At 61.3% G+C, this 22454-nt stretch carries 19 protein-coding genes and 1 pseudogene; 11 read left to right on the forward strand and 9 right to left on the reverse strand.

All coding sequences use genetic code 11. The annotated features are described in order from the left end of the window. On the reverse strand, positions 1-362 hold a 362-nt coding region (locus tag JKL48_RS22095), incomplete at its 3' end, for a GNAT family N-acetyltransferase (protein WP_201987449.1). A gap of 109 nt (positions 363-471) precedes the next feature. On the opposite strand from JKL48_RS22095, the gene JKL48_RS22100 reads away from it, so the two are divergent. Together JKL48_RS22100 and JKL48_RS22105 are read left to right on the forward strand one after the other, a co-directional pair. After that, positions 472-924 carry a MarR family winged helix-turn-helix transcriptional regulator gene (locus JKL48_RS22100; protein ID WP_201987451.1) on the forward strand — a complete coding sequence of 151 codons (453 nt, stop codon included), beginning with the start codon at positions 472-474 and terminating at the stop codon, positions 922-924. Positions 925-968: 44 nt separating this feature from the next. After that, positions 969-1412, forward strand: coding sequence for an organic hydroperoxide resistance protein (locus tag JKL48_RS22105; protein ID WP_201987453.1), 444 nt, complete (start codon positions 969-971; stop codon positions 1410-1412). A gap of 198 nt (positions 1413-1610) precedes the next feature. Here JKL48_RS22105 and dapF read toward each other — a convergent pair whose 3' ends face one another. Then, complete coding sequence (gene dapF, locus JKL48_RS22110; protein ID WP_201987455.1) at positions 1611-2411, reverse strand: diaminopimelate epimerase; 801 nt, start codon at positions 2409-2411, stop codon at positions 1611-1613. A 170-nt stretch (positions 2412-2581) separates the two neighbouring features. Next, positions 2582-4420, reverse strand: a complete 1839-nt coding sequence (locus JKL48_RS22115) for a peptidoglycan D,D-transpeptidase FtsI family protein (protein WP_201987456.1) — start codon at positions 4418-4420, stop codon at positions 2582-2584. Between the two features lie 205 nt (positions 4421-4625). Between JKL48_RS22115 and JKL48_RS22120 the strand changes: the two genes are divergently transcribed. Continuing rightward, positions 4626-5510 carry a class I SAM-dependent methyltransferase gene (locus JKL48_RS22120; protein ID WP_201987458.1) on the forward strand — a complete coding sequence of 295 codons (885 nt, stop codon included), beginning with the start codon at positions 4626-4628 and terminating at the stop codon, positions 5508-5510. Positions 5511-5676: 166 nt separating this feature from the next. Beyond that, on the forward strand, positions 5677-6630 hold the full coding sequence (locus tag JKL48_RS22125; protein ID WP_201987460.1) for a Ppx/GppA phosphatase family protein: 954 nt from the start codon (positions 5677-5679) through the stop codon (positions 6628-6630). A 44-nt stretch (positions 6631-6674) separates the two neighbouring features. On the opposite strand, the gene JKL48_RS22130 is transcribed toward JKL48_RS22125, so the two are convergent. Next, positions 6675-7745 (reverse strand): zinc-binding metallopeptidase family protein, encoded by a 1071-nt coding sequence (locus JKL48_RS22130; protein WP_201987462.1) that lies wholly within the window; start codon positions 7743-7745, stop codon positions 6675-6677. A 283-nt stretch (positions 7746-8028) separates the two neighbouring features. On the opposite strand from JKL48_RS22130, the gene JKL48_RS22135 reads away from it, so the two are divergent. From JKL48_RS22135 to JKL48_RS22155, 5 genes are all read left to right on the forward strand, one after another. Beyond that, entirely contained in the window at positions 8029-9486 is a 1458-nt protein-coding gene (locus JKL48_RS22135; RefSeq protein WP_201987464.1) for a circularly permuted type 2 ATP-grasp protein, read from the forward strand. A gap of 209 nt (positions 9487-9695) precedes the next feature. Next, complete coding sequence (locus JKL48_RS22140; RefSeq protein WP_201987466.1) at positions 9696-10628, forward strand: alpha-E domain-containing protein; 933 nt, start codon at positions 9696-9698, stop codon at positions 10626-10628. A 142-nt stretch (positions 10629-10770) separates the two neighbouring features. Next, a complete protein-coding gene (locus JKL48_RS22145; protein WP_201987469.1) occupies positions 10771-11739 on the forward strand; it encodes a transglutaminase family protein in 969 nt (322 codons plus the stop codon). Between the two features lie 187 nt (positions 11740-11926). Next, positions 11927-12988: an Ldh family oxidoreductase gene (locus tag JKL48_RS22150; RefSeq protein ID WP_201987471.1), complete on the forward strand. Its 1062-nt coding sequence runs from the start codon at positions 11927-11929 to the stop codon at positions 12986-12988. Between the two features lie 112 nt (positions 12989-13100). Continuing rightward, positions 13101-13922: a T9SS type A sorting domain-containing protein gene (locus tag JKL48_RS22155; RefSeq protein ID WP_201987473.1), complete on the forward strand. Its 822-nt coding sequence runs from the start codon at positions 13101-13103 to the stop codon at positions 13920-13922. Positions 13923-13997: 75 nt separating this feature from the next. On the opposite strand, the gene JKL48_RS22160 is transcribed toward JKL48_RS22155, so the two are convergent. Together JKL48_RS22160 and JKL48_RS22165 are read right to left on the reverse strand one after the other, a co-directional pair. Beyond that, a complete protein-coding gene (locus tag JKL48_RS22160; RefSeq protein ID WP_201987475.1) occupies positions 13998-14840 on the reverse strand; it encodes a murein L,D-transpeptidase catalytic domain family protein in 843 nt (280 codons plus the stop codon). 153 nt (positions 14841-14993) lie between these two features. Beyond that, positions 14994-15878, reverse strand: coding sequence for a murein L,D-transpeptidase catalytic domain family protein (locus JKL48_RS22165; RefSeq protein WP_201987477.1), 885 nt, complete (start codon positions 15876-15878; stop codon positions 14994-14996). A 546-nt stretch (positions 15879-16424) separates the two neighbouring features. Here JKL48_RS22165 and JKL48_RS23840 point away from each other — a divergent pair. Beyond that, positions 16425-17393: pseudogene (locus tag JKL48_RS23840) on the forward strand (alpha-amylase family glycosyl hydrolase); the annotation flags it as partial. Between the two features lie 912 nt (positions 17394-18305). Next, complete coding sequence (locus JKL48_RS23845; protein ID WP_394368877.1) at positions 18306-18602, forward strand: T9SS type A sorting domain-containing protein; 297 nt, start codon at positions 18306-18308, stop codon at positions 18600-18602. Positions 18603-18795: 193 nt separating this feature from the next. Here the strand turns inward: JKL48_RS23845 and JKL48_RS22175 are convergent, their stop codons facing one another. The 3 genes from JKL48_RS22175 to JKL48_RS22185 form a co-directional block, all read right to left on the reverse strand. Beyond that, positions 18796-21132 (reverse strand): TonB-dependent receptor, encoded by a 2337-nt coding sequence (locus JKL48_RS22175; RefSeq protein WP_201987481.1) that lies wholly within the window; start codon positions 21130-21132, stop codon positions 18796-18798. Positions 21133-21240: 108 nt separating this feature from the next. Then, the gene (locus JKL48_RS22180; protein ID WP_201987483.1) at positions 21241-21627 is read right to left on the reverse strand and encodes a hypothetical protein; all 387 of its coding nucleotides are present in this window, start codon (positions 21625-21627) and stop codon (positions 21241-21243) included. Positions 21628-21676: 49 nt separating this feature from the next. Next, positions 21677-22454 (reverse strand): HupE/UreJ family protein (locus tag JKL48_RS22185; protein ID WP_236668979.1); only part of this gene is annotated, 778 nt, incomplete at its 5' end.

Raw genomic sequence — 22454 nt, forward strand, 5'->3', positions numbered from 1 at the left:
GCATAAACCTGGTGCAGGCGGAGCACTTCGCGGGCATGGGTTTTGAGCAATTCCAAGGCCTGCCGGGCGTAGCCGCGCCGCCGCTCGCGGGCCAGCACCGTGATGCCCACGCCGGCCCGCTGATGCAGCGGGTCGTAGTCGAACAGGTCAACAACGCCCACGGCCGGCCCACCAAATTCAGTAGTAATTACCAGCCGCAATTGCCGCACTACGTAGAAATCCGCGCTGGCGTGCTCCAGGTAGGTGCGCAACGCGTGGCGCGACACCGGCACCAGCGTGTCCGACACACCCCAGATGTCAGCATCGTTTTCGAGGGCGAAGAGGAAGTCGAGGTCGTCGGGTTCGAGGGCGCGCAGGTGCATAGCGCTGCAAAAGTATTGCTTTTCGGAGCCGCTAATCAGGAAACACAACAATAGATTGTACACAATTAAACATTATACAACCATTCTGCGTTTACCTCTGCGAAACCACATGGCAAGCTCTTCACCCCAGTCCGCCCAAAACTCGCTACTGAAGCTGGAAAACCAGCTTTGCTTCCCGTTCTATGCCGTGTCGCGGCTGCTTACCAAGGCCTATCAACCGCTGCTGCACGCTCTCGACCTTACCTACCCGCAGTACCTTGTGTTTCTGCTGCTGTGGGAGCACGGGCAGCTCACAGTAAAGGAGTTGGGCGAAAGACTACTGCTCGATTCGGGCACGCTCACGCCGCTGCTCAAGCGCATGGAGCAGAAGCATTGGCTCAGCCGCCGGCGCGACCCGCGCGACGAGCGTTCCGTCATCATTGAGCTACTGCCCGCCGGACGAGCCCTGGAGGCCCAGGCCGGCCAAATCCCGGTCCAGATGCTCGACAAGATGCAGATGACGCCCGCAGAAATTGCGGCGTTGCGCCTAACCCTCAATCACCTGCTTACTCAGCTGGCGTAGCTACCAGCATCTTTTTCTTACCCCATTCACTTACGCATTACCTGATGAAAATCGAAAAAATCTTCACGGCCCAGGCCCTCACCAAAGGCGGCCGTGAAGGCAAAGTCACTACCAACGACAACGCCCTCAACCTCGACCTGAGCACGCCCAAGGAAATGGGCGGCGCCGGCAAAGCCGGCACTACCAACCCCGAGCAGCTGTTTGCGGCCGCCTACGCATCCTGCTTCGAAGGTGCCTTGGGCGTAGCAGCCCGCCAGGCCAAAGTGAAGCTCGAAAATGTGACCGTGGAAGCTTTCATCGGTTTTGGCAAAGCCGAGGATGGCGGCTACGGCGTCTCGGCCGATTTGCACATCAACATTCCCGGTATGGCACAAACGCAAGCCGAAGAACTGGTAGAAGCCGCCCACGGCATCTGCCCTTACTCGCGGGCCACCAAGGGCAATATTGAGGTGACCCTGAGCACCACTACCAACGCTTACGCCGCATAAGTGTGGTTGATTCATTTTATAAAAAAGGCCTCAGCGCATGCTGAGGCCTTTTTTGTTGGTGTCGTTGATGGTATTAAGTAGTCATGGCGAGCGCAGCGAAGCATCTCGCGTGCCCTCGCAATCCTGACGATTGAGTTACTACCACACGCCAGATGCTTCGCTGCGCGCTGCATCACGGCTAATAGTCGTTTAAGCCTGCTACTCCACTGTGCCGCTGAAAACCCTGATGGCAGGGCCGCTCAGCCACACATTGGTAAAGCCGCCATCGGGACGGGGGTCGAATGACACCTCCAAGTCACCGCCCATCGTGCGCAGGCGCACCGGCGAAACGGCGCCGCGCTGCGAGGCAGCCAAGGCCACGGCCGTTACGCCCGTGCCGCAGGAGAAAGTTTCGTCCTCCACGCCGCGCTCGTAGGTGCGCACGGGCCACGGGTGGGCGGGGTCGGCAGGCACTTCCACGAAGTTGACGTTGGTGCCGGCCGGGTCGTAAACTTGGTCATACCGGATGTCGTGACCAGCAGCAAAAACATTGAATTCGGCAAGACTGGGGTGCTCGGCGGGGTCCAGAAAGTGGATGTGGTGGGGCGAGCCGGTGTGCAGAAACACGTCCTCCTCCCCCACTTCGGCTGCTACCGGGGGGGCCACGTCAATCATTTTGAGGCGCACCGTGCCGTCAGCTTCTACGCGGGCATCGTGCGGGCCATCCACGGCCAGAAAACGGGTTTGGTCGCTGATGAGGCCAAGGTATTTGGCGAAGGCCACCGTGCAGCGGCCACCGTTGCCGCACATGGAGCTGGGCCGGCCGTCGGCGTTGAAATACACCATCTCGAAATCGAAATCCGGCTTGTTGCGCAGCAGAATAAGCCCATCGGCCCCAATGCCGAAGCGACGGTCGCAGAGGTGCGCAATAAGCGGCTGGTCGGTTTCATCGAACTGGCGGGCACGGTCGTCAATCATGACGAAGTCGTTGCCGGTGCCTTGGTATTTGTGGAATTGCATGGAATAGTAATTATCGCGCAAAAATAACCCAGTGAACGATGGCCCGTCATGCTGAGCGCAGCCGAAGCATCTTTACCGTGCAAGTAATTGATTATAGTATGGCGGTAGAGATGCTTCGGCTGCGCTCAGCATGACGGGATTTTTGCCCCACATTAACAACCAGCCCGCGCCTACCGGTGCTCGCGCTCGTAGGCCAAACCGCGGTACTTCATGCGCCGTTCCGAGTTTTTGCGTTTCGGGGCGATGTAGCCGCGCAGGTATTTCTCGATGACCAGCACGGCGGCCGGGGCGGCAGCCGTGGCGCCGAAACCGGCGTTTTCGAGGTACACGGCGATGGCGATTTTGGGGTTGTCGGCGGGCGCGAAGCCGACGAAGGTGGCGTGGTCGTCGCCCTCGTCGTTTTGCACGGTGCCGGTTTTGCCGGCCACGGTGATGCCCACGTCGGCCAGGCTGGAGGTGGCGGCGGTGCCGCCGCGCTGCATCACGGCTTTCATACCGGGGATGAGTGCTTCGAAGTTGGCGCTGTCGATGAGGGTGTGGTGCTTTTCGGTGAAGCGCGCCAGCGGGCCGTTCTCGCCGATGCTGCGCACGAAATGCGGCGTGTAGTACCAGCCCCGGTTGGCGATAATGGCCATCATGTTGGCCATTTGCAGGCCGGTGAGGTTGATTTCGCCCTGGCCTACGCTGAGGGAATAGATGGAACGGTACTTCCAGTAGCGGGTGCGCCGAGCCTTGTCGTAGAAGGCCGGGGTGGGCAGAAAACCGGCTTGCTCGCGCGGCAAATCAACGCCCAACAGCGTGTCGAGGCCAAAGGACTTGGCGTAGTGCTGCCAGGCGGCTAGGTTGAGGTGGCGGGCGGTGGTGGTGTCGGCCACCAGGCTATCGGGCACGTGCTCGATGACGCGGCGCATCACTTGGTAGAAATAGGGATTGCAGCTGTATTGCAGGGCGATGGTGAGGTTGCGGGGCACGGGGTGGTGATGCACGCAGTTGATGAGCGACTGGTCGCACCGAAATCCGGTGCCGGGACTGATGGCGCCGAGTTGCAGGGCCACGGCCGCATTCACCAGTTTGAACACCGAGCCGGGCGGGTTGGCCAGCGTGGCCGCGCGGTTGAGCAGGGGCATGTCTTCGTTTTCGAGCAGCTTGTAGCGCGTGCCGGTGCGGTCGGGCGCGGTGAGGGCGCCGGGCGCAAACGTGGGGGCCGACACGGCCGCCAGCACTTCGCCGGTGCGCGGGTCGAGGGCCACGAGGTAGCCTTTGCGGCCGGCCAGCAGGCTTTCGGCGTAGGCCTGCAGCTTGGCGTCGATGCTCAGGTGCAGGTCCTGGCCTTGCTGGAAAGCCGTATCAGCCGCCCAGCTGCCGTGGGGCTGGCCCAGTGTGTCCACGAGTGGGTGCGCGTAGCCGCGGTGGCCGTTGAGCAGGCCATTGTAGTAGCTTTCGACGCCGCCGTTGCGCAGGCGGTAGAACCGGCCGCGGTGGTAGCGCTGCGCGAGACTCAGAAACGATTGGGCGTTGCCGTAGGCGTAGCCGAGGATGGGGGCGCCGGTGCTGGTGGTGTAGCTGCGCAGGGTGCGCTGCTCCAGCTTGAGCATGGGCCATTCGGTTTGGTTATCCTGGATTTTCTTGGCCTCGGCGTTGGTCAGCAGCAGCTTCACGCCGCCTTTGGGGCGGGCGCCTTCATAGGGCAGGGCGGCTTCGATGCGGCGCCACAGGGTGCTGTCGCGCCAGCCCAACAAGCTGCTGAGCTTGAGCGAATCAAGGGGCGGACGCGTGGGCAGCGCCAGCAGGTAGACGGGGCGGGTGGCCACCAGCACGGAATCGTGGCGGTCGAGTACGCGGCCGCGCTGCAACGCTTCGGTGGAAACCACGCGGCGGGGCGTGAGTGGCCCGAACGTGGAATCCTGCACAGCTGGCGGCGCGCCCACCTCCTGCCCCGGCGAGGAGCAGGCATTCAGCAGCAGCATGAAGGCCAGGAGGTAGGATTTCCAGGGAAAAGCTGTTCGCATCCGGTAAAGCTATGGAATGGCGGATTGGTAGGCGCGGGCTGTTCGATGAACTACACCCGGCACCTTTCGAACGGGATGTAGAGACCCATACTTGCGTCTTATTGGGCGCACCGCAAGGTCAGGTCCGTTCAACGACGAGACGCAAGTATGCGTCTCTGCATCGCCCCGCCCTACCCGCCCCCGCCCCTACCTTTGCTGCCTGCTTATGTACGATTTCCTCACCACCTCCCCCTGGCCCGACTACGAGCTGCTTGATGCCGGCAACTTCCAAAAGCTGGAGCGCTTTGGCCAATACATTCTGGCCCGCCCCGAGCCGCAGGCCATCTGGGACCCGCACCTGCCGCTCAAAGAGTGGGAAAAGGCCGATGCCGCCTTCGCCCGCGCGCCCGGCAGCACCGAAAAAGGCCAGTGGCGCCTCAAGCCCAGCATGCCCGAGCAGTGGCTCATTGCCTACGAGCGGCCCGATGGGTTGAAGCTGAAATTCCGCCTCGGCCTCTCGTCGTTCAAGCACGTGGGGCTGTTTCCGGAGCAGGACCCCAACTGGCAGTTCATCTATAACCAAACGAAAAAGCGCCGCGCCAAGCTGCCCCGCGTGCTCAACCTGTTTGCCTATACCGGGGCCGCCACGCTGGCCGCCCGCGCCGCCGGGGCCGACGTGACGCACCTCGACTCGGTGAAGCAGGTGAACTTCTGGGCCCGCGACAACATGGAGGCCAGCCAGCTCGACGGCGTGCGCTGGCTGGTGGAAGATGCCATGAAGTACGTGCGGCGCGAGGTGAAACGCGGCAGCAAGTACCAGGGCCTCATCCTCGACCCGCCCGCCTACGGCCGTGGCCCCAACGGCGAGAAGTGGCAGCTCGAAGACGAGCTCAACGAGATGCTCAAGCTCAGCCAGCAGCTCCTCGACCCCGAGGACCACTTCTTTGTGGTGAATCTATACTCGCTGGGCTTCTCGGCCCTGATTCTCGATAACCTGACCACGGCCATTTTCCCCGGCGAGAAGGCCGTGCGTGAATTGGGCGAGATTTACCTGCACGATGCCGGGCAACGGAAACTGCCGCTGGGCACGTTCTGCCGGTTCGCTAACTAATAATTTATTCTGTCATCCTGAGCATTCCGCGTATCAAGCGGCGACGAAGGACCTTATCACGTAAGCAGTAGTAAATGATTACTGCAAACTGTTTTTCGGTGATAAGGTCTTTCGTCGCCGCTTGATACGCGGAATGCTCAGGATGACAGACGAATAAAACAACTTCATGCACACACCGCACGCCCATCGCCGCGTCGCCCTCATCGACATGGGCACCAACACCTTCCACCTGCTCATTGTGGAGATGCCCACCAAGCCCGGCGACAAACCGCTGGTGCTGCTGCGCACCAAAGTAGGCGTGCGCCTCGGCGAAGGCGGCATCAGCCGGGGCGTCATTGCGCCCGAGCCGTATGCGCGGGCCCTGCACACCCTGGCCGGCTTCAAGGAAGAAATAGAGCTGCACGAGGTGGAGGAAGTGCGCGCCACGGCCACCAGCGCCATGCGCGTTACGCGCAACGGGCCGGACCTGGTGCGCGACATCTTTGAGCAAACCGGCATCCAGGTCAACGTCATTCCCGGCGACCGCGAGGCCGAACTCATCTGCGAGGGCGTGCGGCAGGCCGTGGACCTGGGCACCGAGCACCACCTGATACTGGACATTGGCGGCGGTTCCGTCGAATTCATCATTGCCAACCAGGCCACCATTTTCTGGAAGCAAAGCTTCGAAATTGGTGCCCAGCGCCTGCTCGACAAGTTTTTTCCCGACCCCAGCGGCGTGTTTCCGGCCGCCGCCGTCGAGGCTGAGCAGCAGTACCTCGGCACCGTGCTCACGCCACTCATCGAAGCCGTGCAGCGCTACCGTCCCGTGAGCTTGGTGGGCGCCTCGGGTAGCTTCGACAGCTTGGCCGATATGCAGTTGGGCCACCTGCGCTCCGAAGCCGAACTGCCGCCCTGCACCGAGCTTTCTCTGGACAGCTTTCGGGAAAGCTACCGGCACTTGCTGAGCGGCAACCACGAGCAGCGCGTGGCCATTCCGGGCATTCTGCCCATGCGGGCCGATATGCTGGTGGTAGCCGCCGTGCTCATCGATTACGTGCTGGGCATTTCGGGCATTACGCGCATTCGTACGTCGGCTTATGCCCTGAAAGAAGGCCTGCTGGCGGAGATGATGGGGCTGTAGCGTGGCCTCTGCGAGTCCGCACAGGCGCGAACTTGCAGAGGCCGCTACGCTCGGCATACCCGGTGGATAAAGGCCATCTTCTGCGCGACCTCTGGGCTGATGATGAACGGATAGGAATCGGGCTGGCCCATGCTGCGGTTCAGGCTGTTCATGGCAAAGGTGAGGGGCAGCCACTGGGCCATGATGCGGTCGAAATCGGCCACCTCGTAGGGGTCTTCGGTGATGGCGGCCTGCAGATGCTGGGTTTCTTCGGCGTCGATGGGGTTCACGTTCAGGCCAAAGGTGTGGGCGGTTTGCAGCGTGTCGAGGATGTGGAGGTAGTGCGCCCAGGTTTCGGCCCAGTCCTCCCAGGGGTGGCTGCTAGCGTAAGCACTGATGAAGTGCTGCAGCCAGTCGGGGCGCGGGCCGTGGGCGTAATGGGTTTGGAGGGCCTCGGCGTAGTCCTGCCGCTCGTCGCCGAAGAGCTGGCGGTATTCGTCCAGGTTGGGCGTATTGGCGATGAGGCGGTCCCAGTAGTAGTGGCCCACTTCGTGCCGAAAATGGCCCAGCAGCGTCCGGTAGGTTTCGGCCATGGCTTTGCGGGCCATCTCGCGCTCAATGTCGTCGGCTTCGGCAATGTTGATGGTGATGAGGCCATTGTCGTGGCCAGTCAGCACTTTTTCGCCGCCCTCGTCGGGACTGCTGTCGGCCTTGAAATCGAAGGCAAGGCCGTGTTCGGGGTCCACCGCTTTGCTGACTATGGGCAGGCCCATGCGCAGCAGCGTGTACACCAACCGGTGCTTGGCATCTTCCAGGTGGCGCCAACGCAAGGCATATTCCGGCCGGCTCAGGTCGGGGATAATGCGGTTGAGGGCGCAGGCGGTGCAAAAGGGCGTGGGGCTGTCGGCTGGCACCAGCCAGTTGCACACGGCATCGTCGTGGTTCTTGCAGTAGCGGTACGTGTCGGCACTGCTGGGCGGGGAACCGTACAGTTGGAATACGTCCTCGCCGGCTGTAACCAGCGGCAAAAGTGCCAGTTGCTTGGTTTCGAAGCCGAGCGGGTAGTGGCACCTTTCGCAGCGGTTGTTTTCGAAGTAGAGCAGTTGGCCGCAGTGCGTACATTTAAAGAGCTTCATCGGTGGCAAGGGGCATTAGAGAGTGAACGTCGCAGCAAGGCGGGGTACGCAGGTTTTGCGCAACATGCTGTTCGTTGTAAATCAGTCGCATGTTTCAACGAAGTAATTTTTGACCCCATTCATTCGCAAAAAACCTGTTTTAATTCTCCATGCCCTGTTATTTTTAAGGGTTTCCGTAGTTTATTACAACCGATTTATAAAGCTTAACTCCGAATTCTGAGGCCAACTGCCGAGAACGCACTCGTTTCCCTCTTCTCAAATCATTCCCTTTCCCGGCCCCCGTATGTTGGCAAACCCGCTACTCCAGTCTTATCCGGAACAAGCCAATGTGTGGGACGAGATGTTCTGCTCACAGGACGTGCGCCCCGAATACCGGCACTTCGTGGCCGCCATCGACACGCTGGCCGGGCCCGAAATGACCCGCAAGGCCGAGCTGGCCAAAAAGCTGTTTTTGAGCCAGGGCGTCACCTTCACGGTATATAGCAGCGGCGAGGGCATCGAGAAGATTTTCCCCTTCGACATCATTCCGCGCATCATCACGCACACCGAGTGGCAGCGCATCGAGGCCGGCATCAAGCAGCGGCTCAAGGCGTTGAACATTTTTCTGAAGGACATTTACCACCAGCAGTTCATCATCAAAGACGGCATTGTGCCGGCAGAGCTGGTGTACTCGTGCCCGCAGTTTCTGCGCGAGATGGTGAACGTGGACGTGCCGCACGACATCTACACGCACATCGCGGGCGTGGATTTGATTCGCGACAACGACGGCGAGCTGTACGTACTCGAAGACAACCTGCGCACGCCATCCGGGGTGTCGTACATGCTCGAAAACCGGAGCATCACCTACCGCCTGTTCCCCGACGTGCTGCCCAAAAGCCACGTGCGGCCGGTGAAGGACTACCCCGATTTGCTGTACCGCAACCTGCTGGCGCTGGGCAACCGGCAGGCCAGCGAGTCGACGGTGGTGCTGCTCTCGCCGGGCATCTACAACTCGGCTTATTTCGAGCACAGCGCGCTGGCCCGCCTCATGGGCATCCGGCTGGTAGAAAGCCGCGACCTCATTGTGCACGACCACTTTGTGTACATGAAAACCACCAAGGGCCTGCAGCGCGTGGACGTGATTTACCGGCGCGTGGATGACGAGTACATCGACCCGCTGGTGTTCCGGCCCGATAGCGCCCTCGGCGTGTCGGGCCTGTACTGGGCCTACCGCAAGGGCAACGTGGCCATCGTGAATGCCATGGGCAACGGCGTGGCCGACGACAAGGCCGTGTATTGCTACGTGCCCGATATGATTCGCTACTACCTCAACGAGGAACCCATTCTGAAAAACGTGCCCACCCTGCGCCTCGACGATGCCGACCAGCGCCAGCACGTGTTCGACAACATGGCCAAGATGGTCATTAAGAAAACCAACGAGTCGGGCGGCTACGGCATGCTCATCGGCAGCGCCGCCACCGACGAGCAGATGGGCGAATTCCGCACCGCCATCACGCAGGACCCGCGCAGCTTCATTGCCCAGCCCATCATCAGCCTCTCCTCCACGCCCTGCTACATCGATGGCGTGCTGCAGCCCCGCCGCGTCGATTTGCGGCCGTTTGCGCTCTACGGGCCGTCGGGCATCGACATTGTGCCGGGCGGCCTCACGCGGGTAGCCCTGCGCGAAGGCTCGCTGGTGGTGAACTCCTCGCAGGGCGGCGGCAGCAAAGACACCTGGGTGCTGGGACCGGAATTTGGCTGATTTAAGCACGTCATGCAAAACGCCACTTACTTAAGAACGTCATGCAGAGCGGAGCGCAGCGGAGTCGAAGCATCTCGCTTGCCACCACTAATCCTTTTCTCGCGATTGAATTACTACTACACGCGAGATGCTTCGACTCCGCTGCGCTCCGCTCTGCATGACGTTCTTTTACCCTTCAACCCCCTACCCTCCTACCTTAAAACTCCCTTATGCTCAGTCGCGTCGCAGAAACTATTTATTGGCTGGCCCGCTACTTGGAGCGTACCCAGGCCATGCTCCAGGTGCTGCGCATCAACTACATTGCCTCGCAGGATGAGCAGTTTTTCGGGGGCTGGAAACCCCTGCTGCACTCCTTCGGCGACCTGACGGAGGCAGAAATAGAGGAGGTGGCCACGGATAGCGCGCGGGTGCTTGGGCACCTGATTTTTGACAAGGAAAACGGCATTTCGGCCTACAGCAACATTCTGCTGGGCCGCGAAAACGCCCGTGCCGTGCAAGACCATATTACCAAGGAAGTGTGGCTGACGCTGAACGACTACTACCACGTGATGCGGCAGGAAGACGTGGCCCGGCAAGTGCAGCACGAAGACCCCGTGTCGGGCATCGATTTGCTGCTGCGCCAGGGCCTGCTCTTCAGCGGCACGGTGCAGCACACCATGCCGCGCGACGAAGGCTACACGTTCCTGAACCTGGGCAAATTCCTGGAGCGCGCCATCCAGACCACCGATATGCTGCGCCTGAAAAGCGAGGCCTTCGCCTCGGATGTGGACCCGCGCGCCAACTCGGCCCTGCGCTACCTGCTTTATGCTCTGTTCGGCTTCGAGCTTTACACGAAGACCTACAAGGGCGTCATCACCCCCGAAAACGTGCTGGAGCTGGCCGTGTACGACGAGGATTTTCCGCACTCCCTGGCCTACAGCCTCAGCCAGTTGCTGCGCTACTGCGAGCGCCTGCGCGACAACAGCCTGCCCGACAGCTACGAGCACCTGCACTTCCTCATCGGCAAGGCGAAGAACACGGTGGCCTACAGCAGTCCCAACGCCAAAGACCCCGCCGCCCTCGACCAATTCCTGCTCCAGACCCGCAGCGAACTTCTGGACATTGCACAGGCCCTGAACACGCATTATTTCGGCAACAGCTAAAGCGTTTGTTCATGCAGAACGTCATGCTGAGCTTGTCGAAGCATCTCTACCGCGCAAGTAATCCAATCGGCCCAACGAAGCGGTAGAGATGCTTCGACAAGCTCAGCATGACTGCCCCGGCTTCACTTTCTTCTCGTTTCCTATGCCTTCCTACAAAATCAAGCACCTGACGCGCTACGCCTACGCCGCTCCGGTCATCGACTGTGCCAACCAGTTGATGATTTACCCGCTGGAAGACGACCGGCTTGATGTGAGAAGCCACGTCGTGACCGTTTCCTACAACCCGGACACGGCCTTTTTCACCGATTATTTCGGCAATAAAGTCGGCGTGTTCACCGTCATCAAGCCGCACACCGAACTGCTGATTGACTCGACGCTGGAAGTGGTGACCACACCCATTCAGTTTCCGATGGATGAGGAAACGGCCGAGCGGCAGTGGCAGCACCTGGCCGATATTCGCCACGACGTGGCCTTCATGGACTTTCTGGACCCGCACACCTCGCCGCTGCACGAGGAAATCCGCGCTGCGCTGGCGGGCGTGGTGAACGGCGCCGACAAGCCCCTGAAAAATGCTCTCGTGCTCTCCGAATACGTGTATGCCACCCTGGCCTACGAGCAGGGCGTGACCAGCGTAGAAACTCCCACTGAGGAAATCTGGCGCCTGAAAGCCGGGGTCTGCCAGGATTTTGCGCATCTGTTGCTGTTTATGCTGCGAGCTATTGGCGTGCCGGCGCGCTACGTGAGCGGCTACGTGTGCCCCAAGGAGGAAGGCGTGCGCGGGGCCGGTGCCACCCACGCCTGGGTCGAAGCCTACATCCCCTTCTACGGCTGGCTAGGCCTCGACCCCACCAACAACACCATTGTGAACGACGGCCACGTGCGCATGGCTATCGGCCGCAATTTTGCCGATTGCACGCCCATCAAAGGCACCTACAAAGGCACGGGCGCGCACACCCTCACGGTATCTGTCCACATCGAAAACGGCACGCCCCGCAAAACCGACCACGGCCCAGAAGCCCCCGTCTACGTGCGCGAAGCCCCGGAGCCGGTAGCGCCGGTGAACTCCTACCGCAAGTACGTGACCTGGGCGCAGCAACAGCAGCAACAGTAGTAAAGCCTTGGCGTCAACCTCACCCCCTGACCCCCTCTCCAAAAAAGAGGGGGAACCGGACTTGCTTCTGGCGGGCTCAATGGATGAATCGTCTTCACGAGCCGGTTCCCCCTCTTTTTTGGAGAGGGGGTCAGGGGGTGAGGTTGACGCTGGAGCCGTGGTGCGCGCCAGCACGTAATTTCGCCCCATGACTTTCACTTACAGCCAGCTTTTCACCTTCACTGAGGCCGTTTTCCGCGCCATTGGCTGCCCCGCCGATGATGCCACCCTCGCCACCGAAACCCTGCTCTCAGCCGATTTGCGGGGCATCGACTCGCACGGCGTGGCCCGCCTCGTGGGCTACGTGCGGCTGTGGGAAGCCGGCCGCATCAACGCCACGCCCCGCGTGGGCGTCACCTACGAAACGCCCAGTACTGCCGTGGTGGACGGCGACGGCGGCCTCGGCCTCGTGGTGGGCCCCAAGGCCATGCGCGTGGCCATTGAGAAGGCGCAGCAGGTGGGCACCGGCTGGGTTTCAGTGAAGAACTCCAACCACTTCGGTATTGCCGGCTACCACGCCATGCTGCCCCTGGCCCACGACATGATTGGCGTGGCCATGACCAATGCCTCGCCCCTGGTGGCGCCCACCTACTCGCTGGATAGACTGCTGGGCACCAACCCCATTGCCGTGGCTGTGCCTGCCGGCGAGCAGCCCGATTTCGTGGCCGACATGGCCACCACCACCGCCGCCAACGGCAAGCTCGAAATTGCCCAACGCAAAGGACTTCCCCTGCCCGAAGGCTGGGCCCAAACCGCCGACGGCCAGCCCAGCACCGACGCCAATGCCGTGAAAAACGGGGGCGCCCTGCTGCCGCTCGGCGGGGCCACCGGCTCGCACAAAGGCTATGCCCTGGGCAGCATCGTCGACATTTTCTCCGCAGTGCTTTCGGGGGCTAATTACGGCCCTTGGGTGCCGCCTTTTGTGGCCTTCCTGCAGCCGTCGGCCAACCCCGTGGGCCAAGGCCTGGGCCACTTCTTCGGGGCCATGCGCGTCGATGCGTTCCGGCCCGCCGATGAGTTCAAGGCCCACATGGATAACTGGATTTCGACCTTCCGCAACGCCCAGGCCGTGGCCGGCAAAAAAGTCCTCATCCCCGGCGACCCGGAGCGCGAAGTAGCCGCGCACCGCTTGCTGGAAGGCATTCCGCTGCTCGATGCCGTGGTGCAGGACTTAGAGGCCGTGGGCGCGAAGCTAGGGGTGAAGCTGTAAATCAAAGGCGCCCCAGCAAAGCTACCGTCACCACGAGTTGCTCCCTGCTGAAACAGCACTTTCGGCTCCCTTTACTATATTGGCTTATTAACGTTGTACGAAACTAGTAGCTATGAGCCGCTTCCATTACTTGACGTTTCTAGCCAACTGGTTGCTCGCCGCCCTACCGGCGTTTAGCCAGACGGTAAACCCCGCCGGTGCACCAGTGGTGACGGTTGGCTGGCAGGCAGTGGCGAGAAACGGAGCGAGCACCCAAACAGATTCCGTACGGCTGGATGTTGACGGCGACAATGTGCCAGACATTGCGTTTCGGGACGACAGAAGCTACGCCACCGCGCAGGGCCAGGCTTCTACTTCCGGGTTTGTTGCGTACGCACGTGGCACTGCGGAGCTTGCCCTTGACTCGGCGAATTCATTTACCAACGATGCGCACCGGTTTCTGGCCGGTGAGGTAATTCGGTATGGCCTGAGATGGGAAAGGAGTGGAGGGAAAATTGTTTTTACTATAACCGGCAATGGCGGTACTGGAGGAAATGGCTTGTTCTGGAGAGGTCTGACGGGTTATGTAGTGATTCGCAAACTGGTAGCCGGCGCCTGGCGTTATTGGTGGGTCAACGTTACCGGGCGCGACTCTGTCTTCGGTACCATCAACAGTTCCGTAAACTTCTACGGAGGGTCAATGATGGCGCTGTCTGCCGGCAGTCCGGTGCCGGCGGCCTCTGTCCAAGTATTTCCAAACCCAACGCTAAGCACGTGGCGGCTTTCAGTGCCCATGGCTTACGAACTTTACGACAACCTAGGCCGTCAGGTGGGCAGCAGCTGCGGCACCCGTACTGGGGTTGTGGATGCTACGGGGCTGGCAGCCGGCACTTATCTAATTGTGCTGCAAGCCGCCGACGGCCTAGCAATTCGTCGCTCGCTCATCAAAGAATAACACCCTGTCCGGTAAATGCAAAAGCCCCGAACAACGCAGGGTCGTTCGGGGCTTTTGCATAGAAATTATCAGGATTCAACCGTTGTGAGTCTGGTGGCTCGTGGAAATCAGCGCAGCCACCGCTACTTCCTGGTTCAAATACTGCGAAGTATAGCCAGCATCCGACTTGTTCAGAAACAAGCAAGTACCGCCATTTACCGCATCAATAATTTGCGCATATTGGTCCATGGGCAAGGCCGGGCAGCCGAGGCTGCGGCCCAAACGGCCGTTTTGCTTGATGAAGTCTTCGCTTACGTAGTCGGCGCCGTGCATCACCACCGAGCGGGCGGCGGCGTTGGTGTTGAAGCCCTCGTCCAAACCTTGTAGCTTGAGCGAATGGCCGTGCTTGCCCTCATACTCGCTGCCCGTGGCATAAAAGCCGAGGCTGCTCATGTTGCTCTGGTCGGTGTTGGAGAAGTTGGTGGCTTCGTTCTCGCCGGAGTTGTGGCCGTGGGCCACGAGGGTGTGAAAAAGAATTTCATTTTTGGCCAGGTCGAGCACCCAGAGGCGCTTCTCGGTGCTGGGCAGGTCGAAATCAACCACGGTCAGCAATTGTTTGTCTTCAGCCAGTTTGCCGGCCTGGCGCAGGTTGAGGTAGCCGGTCATGGCCTTGGCAAAGGTTTCGAAACGCAGTCCCTCCTGCTCCGCGCCGAGGGCGTTGTAGGCAGTACGCAAGGTTTGGTCGAACTGCGCCTGGGGCGAAAAATCGACCTTTGGCATCCGCAGCTCGTTGCGTGCTCCGCCGGCCATGGACTTGGTTACGGGGCCGGCCATGGGCGTAGCCAGAAACAATGATGCCAGGAAAGGCAATACCCGCCGAGCCAAGCGCTGGCGGCGCAGAGACTTACGTTTGCGCTGAACGATGCTGGTCTGGTGCATGATTTCGAAGGAATAGCTGGAAACTTGATGAACTCGCTGTTTTTCAAAAACAACACGCTCAAATCCTTATACGAGACTACTGCCTCAGTGGGCTATTCCCCAACGTCCTGCCGCGCTAAATAATTCCGGTAACCGGTGAACGCACGTTGGCAGCTACCGCCAGCCGCGTTGCACGAACCGCCGCCCCGCCGCCGGACCATCGAGCCAGCGCGACTTAATTCCGGGGCCAGTCAGCAGCAGCATGCTGCCCACCCGCATGGTGCCAATGATGGCTTTAAATTGCTCGGGCGGCAGCGCCGGGCAGCCCCGGCTGTAGCCCAAGTGGCCGTATGCAGCAATGTATTTCGGGCTGACATAATCGGCGGCGTGCAGCACCACGTAACGGTCGAAGGCATTGCCATTTTGGCCCTTGTCCAGTCCCTCAATACGACGCGAGTAGCCGTGAATGCCGTCGTAAGTACCAGCTGTGCGGTAGAAGCCCAGCGAGGTGCAAGCCGATTTTTCTTCGTTGGAAAACCGCCGGGCGCGCAGGTGGCCCGAGCCTTGGCCGTGGGCCACGTGGCTGCGGTGCAGCACGCGGGCATTTTTGAGGTCGATGACCCAGAGGCGCTCGGTGGTGTTGGGCAGGTCCATGTCGGCCACGGCCAGCAGTCCGGCCCGCTCGATGCGGCCGGTGGGGTGCAGCGTGAGGTAGCCCACGCAGGCCTGCTCCAACACTTCGGGGCGCAGTTCGGCGGCGGCCGGGCCCAGGGCGGCATGCAGCTGCCGAATGGCTAGGCGCAGGGTATCGGGCACGCCGGGCAGAGCGGCTACGGTGGTGGGGCGCAGCGAATCGGGCAGCGCGTCGGGTGCGGGTATGGCCGCGGCTTTAGTGGCTGCCGGGGCAATAGCGCTTTGGCGCAGCGGCGAGGCCGGCGCCTGCGTTTCTTCAGCCCGCAACTGGCAGCCAGCGGCCAGCAGCACACTGGCCAGCCCCAGCCACCATCCCTTTTTGCCAGTTATTCCGGCTTGCTCTTCCCATGCGTTCGACTTAACCATGCCCTGAAAGTACGACCAAGGCGCAACTGACGCAATTTCGGCAGCCAGAGCCCATGAATTTACTCAGTCGGTTTTAAAACAACACTTCACTTGAAAACCATGAAACAACAAGTCGCCAGAAGTGGAATCGATTGCTCAATAATTACTCGTGACAATAAATATTTACAAAGCACAATTACCTAAATAGTGCAATCGAATGCACAAAAAACATTATGGCCTTTTTTAGCTATTATTTTGATTTTATCTACCTTAGGCGGGTCAAAAATCAAAAAGCTGATTGGTTTTCGCTGATTGGTCCTGACAAGCATTTCACTCTTTCTTCACATAACCCAATTCCCACACATGAAACACTCTTCCTCTTTTTCTCCGTTCCGCAATCGATTCCGGCTCACGCTGGCGCTGGCTACGGCCTTGCTGGGGGCCGGCAACCACTCGGCCCAGGCCCAAAAGGTGGTCATGCAGGGATTCTTCTGGGATTACTGGAACAACAACTACCCCAACGGCTGGGCTAACTACCTCGCCGACCTCGCGCCCCGCCTCAAGAGCATGGGCGTGGACGCCATCTGGATTCCGCCCACCATCAAAAACGGCAACCAGGGCAACGGCTACTCGCCTTTCGACAACTACGACCTGGGCGATAAGTGGCAGAAAGGCTTTCTGGCTACCCGCATGGGCACCAAGGACGAGCTGCTGCGCGCCGTGGCCGTGCTGCACGCCAACGGCATTGAAGTGGTGCAGGACGTGGTGCTGAACCACAACGATGGGGCGGGCTCCTCAACCGGCGCGGGCGGGCAGGACCCCGGCGCCTGGGACGACGGCACGACCAGCAAGTACAAAAACTTCCGCTACGTGAGCTACGCCCGGCCCGTGACCGACGAAAGCGCCACCGACTACTTCGGCCGCTCGGGCCGCTTCTCGAAAAACTGGGAGAACTTCAACCCCAACCCCGGCAATAACTCGACCACCGGCGACTGGAACGCCCCCTACTTCGGGCCTGACATCAGCTACTACACCGGCTCCTACGGCCAAAGCTCCAACGCCACCGCCTACAACCCCACGCAAGCCAGCGACTACATGCGCACCGGCAACCGCAACTGGCTGATTTGGTACAAGAAGCAGGTAGGCTTCGATGGCGTGCGGCTCGATGCGGTGAAGCATTTTCCGGACTTCGCCTCCGAAGATTTCCTGTATAACCTGCAAAGCAACGCCGGCTGGGCCTCGGGCGGCGCCACCATGTACGCCGTGGGCGAATGGGTGGGCTCGGCCAGCCAGATGGACGGCTGGGTGGCCAACGTGAACAACCGCTCGGGCACGTTCGACTTCTCGCTGCGCAACGGCCTGTACCAAGTGGTGAGCCAGGGCGGCAGCTTCGATATCGGCACGCTGCCGACGTACCAGCAGAACACGCGCGTGGTGAACATCAACGGCACCTACGTGCACCGCACGGTGCCCTTCGTGAACAACCACGACACGATGCGCCCCACCACCGACGCCAACGGCAACTACAACGGCTGGAACACCGGCTCGGAGCTGGCCCCGCACATCGACCCGTTCGACCCGCGCCTGTCGGCCGTGTACGCCGCCGCGCTGGCTATGGATGGCTCGCCCATGCTCTACTTTGAGGACGTATTCAACGTGGGCAGCACCAGCAAGCGCTTCACCAACAGCCCCAAAAGCACCACCGACCTGCCCACCCGCGACGACCTCGTGAACCTGGTGTGGTGCCACCAGAACCTGCACTTCAAGGACGGCGCCTACAAGGTGCGCTACCAGGCCGCCGACCACCTCGTGATTGAGCGCAGCACGAAGGCCATCATCGGCATCAACGACAACTACTCCACCTGGCAGAACAACACGGTGAGCTGTGATTTTGCGGCTGGCACCGTGCTCAAGGACTACTCCGGCGCTAACGGCACCGCTACGGTGACCGTGAGCAGCTCGCAGACCGTGGCCATCAACACGCCGCCCTGCAACGGCACGGCCAGCGGCGGCCGGCGCGGCTACTCGGTGTGGGCCCCCGTGAACGCCACCACCGGCTACACCCGCCCGGCCCTGGCCACCACCCAGGAATGGGAGCTGGCCAACGACCTCGGCGACTCCGACAGCCGCAGCCTGATGCAGGGCGGCGCGCTGCCCGCCAGCTCCACGGCGTACCGCACGGCCGGCCGCATCTACTCGGCTGCCAACAAAACCATTACTTACAACCTCTACCCCACCGACGCCACGCGCAGCCTCACCATCTCAGTGCTGAACAGTGCCGGCACCGTGGTGGGCACCGTGACGGGCACGGGCACGCTCACGGGCACCTACACGCCCACCACCGAAGACTGGTACACGCTGAAAGCCAAGAACGCCAGTACTGCTAACCCCGCGCAGGGTGCCTTTGTGAAGGTGACCTACACTGCCCCCACCGTGGTAACCGGCGCCATGACCGGCCGCCGCACCGCGCTGGCCAACCTGGATGAAGCGCCCGCCGCCGGAATCTCGGTGTACCCCAACCCCACCGCGGCCGACCGCATCGACGTGGTGATTTCGGCCAACCGCGAGCAGGCCGCCACCGTGCAGCTGCACGACCTGACCGGCCGCCTGGTGCACCAGGAAACCGTGCGCCTCTACAACGGTGCCAACGAGCTGCGCCTGGGCGTGAAGAAAACATTGCCGGCCGGTATGTACCAGCTGTCGGTGCCGGAGTTCCACATCAGCCAGAAGCTGGCGGTGCAGTAGTTCTGACGTTCACCTCACCCCCTGACCCCCTCTCCAAAAAAGAGGGGGTACCGGCTCCGTGCAGGAGTAGAAAAAAAAGAGCCCGGCGCAATGCGCCGGGCTCTTTTTATTTGCGGTTTTGTTTGTCTGGAGCAAGACCGGTGCCCCCTCTTTTTTGGAGTGGGGGTCAGGGGGTGAGGTCCCCCGCCCGGACTTAAAAAAACACGCTCACATTCACCTTCGCATAAAACGGCGTACCGGGCGTGAAATGCAGCTCGTCCACCGGGTCGGTTTCGGTGCGCAGGCGGGTTTCGGTGGCGAACTGGGCCTGGTTCCATTTTACATTCAGCAGGTTTTCGGCGGTGGCCCCGATTTGGAAGCGCGGCGTGGTGTAGGCCAGCACGGCATCGAAGAGGAAGTAGCCGCGGGCCGTGATGCTGCCATCGCCATTGGCGGGCCGGTTGTCGATGTGGCGGTAGCGCAGGCTGCCGCCCAGGCCCCGAGGCGCCTTGTAGCTGAGGCCGCCGGTGCTGGTGAAGGTAGGCGCGAGCGGAATGTAGCTGGCCTCGGCAGGCGCATCAAGCTGGCGGCCGTGGTTGTAGTTGAAGTCGCCATCGAGAAACAGGCGGTGGCTGAGCTGGTAGCGCAGGGCCAGGTCCAGGCCGTAGCGCTGGGTGGGCCCGGTACTTTCCACCACGGCCTCGTCGCCCACATACACCAGCTCATCCTGCAAATGCAGGCTCCACAGCGCGGCATTCACCACTAGGCTGGGCAGGGGCTTGAAAGTACTGCCTACCTCCGAGCCGATGGCGCGGGGCAGCACGTTGGCGTTGGCGGCGCGAATCACGCCGCGCGCATCATTCGAATGAAAGCCAAAACCCGAGCGGGCAAACAACTGCACGGCGGGCGTGAGCTGGTAGTACAGGTTGAGCTTGGGCGAGACGCGGGCGTGGCTAACGCGGCCCCGCAGCGGCTCCGGCTGCTGGCCGACTGCGTTGGTCGCTTCGCCCCGGAAATCGAAGGTGAAGAAATCGGACCGCACGGCGGCGTTCACCGTGAGGCGGTCGGTGAGGCTCAGGGTTTCGTCGAGGTAGGCGTTGAGGTTTTGCTCGAACAGCCGGCCTTCGGTGGTGGTGCTGAGAATCCGGCGCTGTACAGCCGTGTAAAGGCCCAGATTGGAGCAGTCGTTGCGGGTGCCCACGCCCAGGGTGGAGTGCAGCGGGCGGGCGCCGAGCTGGTCGTCGCGGTCGTAGGTGGCGGTGTAGCCGAAGAGGTGGCGGTCGTCGGTCTGCTCGATTTCGTCGCCGTTCACCGGGTCGTGCAGAAAAAAGGTGAAGTTGGAAAACAGGCTGAAATCGTATTTCGAGTAGTAAGCCTGCTGGCGCAATACGGCATCGTGCGGCAGCGCAGTAGTGAGGACGGCAGAGGCGTTGGTGCGGCTGGTGTTGCCGCCCTCGCTGGGGTCGATGCTGCCGTAGCGCGAGATGCTGCCGTCGCGCACGGCGCGCTCCGGTATTTGTCCGCTGGCGTCCCAGCGCGAGGCGAAGTGCGAGCCCAGCAGCGTGAGCGAAGTGCGTTCCGAGAGCTGCCCGGTGTATTTGGCCAGGCCATTGAAGCGCTTGAAATGCTGCGGCTGGTCGAAGTAAGAGTTGGTGAAGCTGTACTCGGCAGCCACGTAGGCGCTTTCGGGGCGCTTGCTGAGCAGATGATGAGTAGCGCCCAGTAAATCCAGCATCACCAGGGCCCGGCGGGTGTCGAACTGGCCTAATTCGAGCTTTACCTGGCTGTGCTCCAGGCGGGTTTTGGTGGTGAACTCGCCCGCGCCGGCCGTGGCAAAATCACCGAAACGGGCCGTATAAGGCCCTTTGTACACTTTCAGTTGCTCCACCGTTTCGGGTATCACGAAGTGAAAATCGGCGTAGCCCTGGCCGTGGGCATGGCTCACCATGTTCACTGGCAGCCCATCAATGCTCACCGCGAAATCGGTGCCGTGGTCGCAGTCGAAGCCGCGCAGGAAAATCTGCTCGGCCTTGCCGCCGCCCGCGTGCTGGGCAATGAACAGGCCAGGCACCAGCCGCAGCAGGTCCTGGGCCGAGTTCACGGGCCGCAGCACCTGGTCGATGTGCGAGATGGCGGCCAGGCTCTGGTTGGGGTCGCGCGGTTGGCTCACGGTCACTTCCGAAAGGTTCAGGGAACTGGCGGCCACAGCGACTTTAATCGTGCGGGTTGCGCCGGCCGTTAGCGTCATGGGCAGCGTTTGGGCGCGGTAGCCGAGCGCACCGATGCGCAGCAAATAGGTGCCGGGCACAATGCCGCCGAGGCGGAACTGGCCCAATGCATCGGTGGCCGTGCCGCCGGGCTGGCTCTGCAGTCCCACGCTTACGCCCGCTGCTGGCTGGCCCGAGAGCGAGTCAACTACGGTGCCGCGCAGCGTGGCGGTGCCTTGCCCGAACAACGGCTGAACCCCAGGCCCACTCACCATCAATAGCAACAGCCAAACCAGCCCCCACCAACCAAAAGGAGGTTTTTTCAGTAAAAAATAAAGGGTCATAGTGCCGAAAAAGGACGCCAGCCGGGCGTAGATGGCCCGGCGCCCGGCGTCGATTTAGAAATAAGATGCGGTGCCACGGCAGCAAGGCCGCGGGCAATTGAATGCAGCTTATCCCCGGCGGGGCGGCAACTCTATCCGGCCCCTGAATCCGGCAATTACGGCGGCTTTGTAAGCAGCCAACCGGGATTCAGCACGGTAAAACCCAAGCCGCTTTAAAGCCACGGATTCCTCAGGCAGGCAGTGCGCATCCAGCCCTTTGAACGAAGTAAGCAACTGCTGCAAAGGCAGTCGCTCGCCGGTTTTCTTCACCGTATACTGCACGCCGTTGCAGTCATCGAAGCAGGCCAGCCGCATGGTGTGCTTCAGCTGACAGTCTTTGCTGTGCACGTAGGCAAAGGGCCGGTCGATGGGCCGCGCCGGACGCTCCACGAGGCCGGCTCCCACTACCAGCAGGTAGTGGGCAAGCAGCAGCAGCACGAGTAGCGAACGAAGCATAAGCGACGAAAAAAAGAGCAGGACAGACGCTCGAAACCCCTACGAAAAGTCAGGCAAAGAAAACTCGCTCCACGGTCCAATAAGCCGCCACCAACCCAATAACCACCGACACGGGAATCACCACGCGCTGCTTGTACCACGTTTTGTCGGCGGCCCAGCGGCCCACCAGCGCCCAGCACAGCAATATCACCGACACCTGGCCCAGCTCCACGCCCACGTTGAAGGAGATGAGCGAGCCGAAATAGTCCTTCTGCGGCAGCCCCAGCCCGGTCAGCGCCGAGGCGAAGCCCATGCCGTGCACCAGCCCGAAGCCGAACACGATGAGCAGCCGCCAAGGGTTCAGCTTGTCGGTAATGATGTTCTCGATGGCCACAAACAGGATGGACAGCGCAATAATGGGCTCAATCACGGCCGAGGGCGGCGAAATGAGCCCATACATGGCCAGCCCCAGCGTGATGGAGTGCGCCACCGTGAAAGCAGTAGCCTGCATGAGCACCGGCTTGAGGCGCGGTTCCAGAATGTAGAGGCTGATGATGAACAGAATGTGGTCGAACCCCAGCGGAATGATGTGCGTGAAGCCCAGCTGCAGGTAGGTCCAGAAAATCTCGGTGCGCGAGAGCTTGCTCAGGTCCGTGTTGAGGACGTGCGCGGCGACCGGCCCGGCCAGCAACACCAGCAGCGGCAGCGAGACCAGTAGGGCGCGGCGCGGCAGCTTCATTTCCCCAAACAGGCTGATGGATGTCATATTGAAAGAGTCAAAAACGTCCTGCTCATCTGGCGTCGGGGGGGGCGGAGGGTCTTTTTCGCCTTGGGGGGGCGGAGGCCGG

The sequence above is a fragment of the Hymenobacter rubidus genome, assembly GCF_016734815.1.
GTDB lineage: Bacteria > Bacteroidota > Bacteroidia > Cytophagales > Hymenobacteraceae > Hymenobacter > Hymenobacter rubidus.

Coding starts and splice junctions, on each gene's coding strand:
- JKL48_RS22135 (WP_201987464.1), top strand. CDS start 8,029: ATGTTGGCAAACCCGCTACTCCAGTCTTATCCGGAACAAGCCAATGTG.
- JKL48_RS22150 (WP_201987471.1), top strand. CDS start 11,927: ATGACTTTCACTTACAGCCAGCTTTTCACCTTCACTGAGGCCGTTTTC.
- JKL48_RS22130 (WP_201987462.1), bottom strand. CDS start 7,745: ATGAAGCTCTTTAAATGTACGCACTGCGGCCAACTGCTCTACTTCGAA.
- JKL48_RS23845 (WP_394368877.1), top strand. CDS start 18,306: ATGACCGGCCGCCGCACCGCGCTGGCCAACCTGGATGAAGCGCCCGCC.
- JKL48_RS22180 (WP_201987483.1), bottom strand. CDS start 21,627: ATGCTTCGTTCGCTACTCGTGCTGCTGCTGCTTGCCCACTACCTGCTG.
- JKL48_RS22165 (WP_201987477.1), bottom strand. CDS start 15,878: ATGGTTAAGTCGAACGCATGGGAAGAGCAAGCCGGAATAACTGGCAAA.
- JKL48_RS22120 (WP_201987458.1), top strand. CDS start 4,626: ATGTACGATTTCCTCACCACCTCCCCCTGGCCCGACTACGAGCTGCTT.
- JKL48_RS22145 (WP_201987469.1), top strand. CDS start 10,771: ATGCCTTCCTACAAAATCAAGCACCTGACGCGCTACGCCTACGCCGCT.
- JKL48_RS22100 (WP_201987451.1), top strand. CDS start 472: ATGGCAAGCTCTTCACCCCAGTCCGCCCAAAACTCGCTACTGAAGCTG.
- JKL48_RS22140 (WP_201987466.1), top strand. CDS start 9,696: ATGCTCAGTCGCGTCGCAGAAACTATTTATTGGCTGGCCCGCTACTTG.
- JKL48_RS22175 (WP_201987481.1), bottom strand. CDS start 21,132: ATGACCCTTTATTTTTTACTGAAAAAACCTCCTTTTGGTTGGTGGGGG.
- JKL48_RS22160 (WP_201987475.1), bottom strand. CDS start 14,840: ATGCACCAGACCAGCATCGTTCAGCGCAAACGTAAGTCTCTGCGCCGC.
- JKL48_RS22155 (WP_201987473.1), top strand. CDS start 13,101: ATGAGCCGCTTCCATTACTTGACGTTTCTAGCCAACTGGTTGCTCGCC.
- dapF (WP_201987455.1), bottom strand. CDS start 2,411: ATGCAATTCCACAAATACCAAGGCACCGGCAACGACTTCGTCATGATT.
- JKL48_RS22125 (WP_201987460.1), top strand. CDS start 5,677: ATGCACACACCGCACGCCCATCGCCGCGTCGCCCTCATCGACATGGGC.
- JKL48_RS22105 (WP_201987453.1), top strand. CDS start 969: ATGAAAATCGAAAAAATCTTCACGGCCCAGGCCCTCACCAAAGGCGGC.
- JKL48_RS22115 (WP_201987456.1), bottom strand. CDS start 4,420: ATGCGAACAGCTTTTCCCTGGAAATCCTACCTCCTGGCCTTCATGCTG.